Annotated in this window: 2 protein-coding genes; both read right to left on the bottom strand. The window is 67.6% G+C overall.

Annotated features, from left to right (window positions below):
* Positions 1–918 precede the first annotated feature (918 nt).
* Positions 919–1683 carry a class I SAM-dependent methyltransferase gene (locus AB0K67_RS27490; protein WP_364065917.1) on the bottom strand — a complete coding sequence of 255 codons (765 nt, stop codon included), beginning with the start codon at positions 1681–1683 and terminating at the stop codon, positions 919–921.
* 343 nt (positions 1684–2026) lie between these two features.
* Positions 2027–2328 (bottom strand): hypothetical protein (locus AB0K67_RS27485; RefSeq protein ID WP_364065914.1); only part of this gene is annotated, 302 nt, incomplete at its 5' end.

Here is a 2328-nt window from a genome sequence, read left to right as displayed (position 1 = left end):
GGCGTCACACTGTTGTCCGCGGCCATCACGTGTCCTCCTTCGATCTTGGACTAGCTACTCGAAGGATCACGCGATGGCCGTCACCATTTCACGGCACCACGCCAGCTGACCAGGTCAAACTCGTACACCACTCCCGTGGACGCAACCTCGGGATTCTTACCGCGTGCAGCGGAGTGCCTTTTACTTGTGCGGTTGGGCTGGCGCTTTCGCTGTTGCCGGCGCTGCTCAGGGTGTGCTGGGAAAGGGTGGCCTGTTCCGGGTGGTGCAGGTCGGTGCCGGGGGTTAGGCGAGGGAATCGCTTTTCGGGTTTTAGGGCTGTTGGTGGTCGGCTCGGCTGGTGCTTCGGGCTCTGTGCGGTCTGGGCCGGGGGTTTTGCTCACCGGGTGTGTTGGGTGTTCCCGACGTTCGTTCCGGGCGGGTGGTCTGTTCTGCGTGCAGGAGCTCGGCGACCGGGTCGTGGCCTTGGAGCCGTTTTCGCGGCCGGGCGTAGGGCCGTGGCGGTCGCTTTCGCTGGTCGTTCGGAGCTGCATGAGGCTGCTCCGGGGCTTGTCTCGCACGGGCCTACCCCGGAGCCGGATCGGTGGAGTGTCGGTTTTCGCGGGTCTACGGCGGGCTCGTTACCGAGGACAGTGGGAGCTCGCCAACAGAAACCGGCTGCTATCCGAGAGGCGCCTTCTGTCACCGCGCGTGAAAGGCCGCGAGCGCATCGTCAAGCCGGTTGCGGCGCGGATATCTGTAGCTGCTCCTCCGTGGGTTGGCACCACACCCGGAATTGCTCCTCTACAGCTCCGCACCGGTCGGTTGGAAAGCTCGGCGCGTCGCTGTTCGCCGCCTCGGAAGTGTCTCTGATAGCCCTCGTCATGCGGGCGGAAGGTGTGGTGTCGGCGTGCAACGAGGCTGTTGGCCGGGGCTTACCGCTCAGGCCGTGGTTTCCGTGACGGTTCGGAGGGGGCGGAGGACGAAGACGCCCCAGCCGAGGTAGTCGCGGCCGTACTCCAGGTGCGACCGGCGGGATCGGGTGAGGAAGTCGCGCAGGGCGGGGACGTCCGGGTGGTCGGGGTTGGCGCGGAGCCAGTCGCTGATCGCCCACCATTGGGGGGCCATGTAGCGGTCCCAGCTGTCGGGGTCGGCCAGCACCATTTCCACGAGTTCGAAGCCGGCTTCCTCCGCGCGGTCAGCCGTGCCGATCAATGAGGTGAAGTCGTCCTCTCCGATCTGGAGAGCGGCGAGGGCCTCGGGCGGCGGAGGCGACTGCCAGTAGCACTCGCCGACCAGTACCAGGCCGCCGGGGCGCAGCCAGCGGCGCATCAGCGACAGCGTGCCCTTCAGGCCGCCGCCGATCCAGGTGGCGCCGATGCAGGACACGACGTCGTACGACTCAGGAGCGTCGGTGTACGTGCTCGCGTCGGCCTCCACGAACTCGACGCGATGCGCGACGGCCAGCTCTTCCGCGCGTTTCCTGGCGGCGTCCAGAAACACTTCGCTGACGTCGACGCCCACGCCCTCGATGGCGTATTCGTGCGCCCAGCGGGAAAGGAGTTCGCCCTTTCCGCAGGCCAGGTCGAGGATGCGCGTGCCCGGCGTGAAACCGCAGATCTCGCCCAGGAGGTTGAGCTTGTCGTCCGTCAGGGGGTTCAGAATGCGGTGACGTGACTCGGCGATTTCGTGGAAGCGAAGAGACATGGCAGGCAGTCTCTCGGCCTGGGCGTCCGGGGTCCACTCAATATCGGTTTGCGGCGGGCTCGTGGACGTTCCACGGCTTGCTAGGCTGGGAGCACACCGGGCCACCCCAGGGGTGGCCTTCGTCGCGTAAGGCCCGCAGGCGGGCGGCGACCAGCCTGGTGGACCGTCGTTGTGAGTCCGCTGGGTGAGTCAACGAAATGGACCAGAAGTGAACAGAGATAACGGATCGGACGGCGGACAGCGCGGGCGCGGCGACTACGGGGACAGGCGCTCCGGCGGAGGGGGCAGAAGCGGCGGGTACGGATCCCGCGGGCGTGATTCTGGCGGCGACCGTCCGTTCCGTTCAGACGACAGGTCGCGCTACGGCAACCGGGGAGATAGAGGGCCGCGGCGCGACGACTATCGAGACGACCGTCGTTCCTATAGGGATCGCGACGATCGCGGCCAGCGCCGTGACGGCGGCTACGGTGACCGCCGCGAGGGCGGATACCGCGGCGATCGGGGCGATCGGGGTCCTCGGCGCGAGTGGGACGACCGCCGTCCCTACCGGGATCGCGACGATCGCGGGCCGCGTCGCGACAGCGGCTACGGTGACCGGCGCGAGGGTGGTTACTCGTCGCGTCGCGACGGCGGTTACCGCGATCG

Source organism: Nonomuraea sp. NPDC052634 (genome assembly GCF_040678535.1).
In the GTDB taxonomy this organism is placed as follows: Bacteria; Actinomycetota; Actinomycetes; order Streptosporangiales; family Streptosporangiaceae; genus Nonomuraea; species Nonomuraea fastidiosa.
This window is presented reverse-complemented; position numbering and strand designations above follow the sequence as displayed.

Coding starts and splice junctions, on each gene's coding strand:
- AB0K67_RS27490 (WP_364065917.1), bottom strand. CDS start 1,683: ATGTCTCTTCGCTTCCACGAAATCGCCGAGTCACGTCACCGCATTCTG.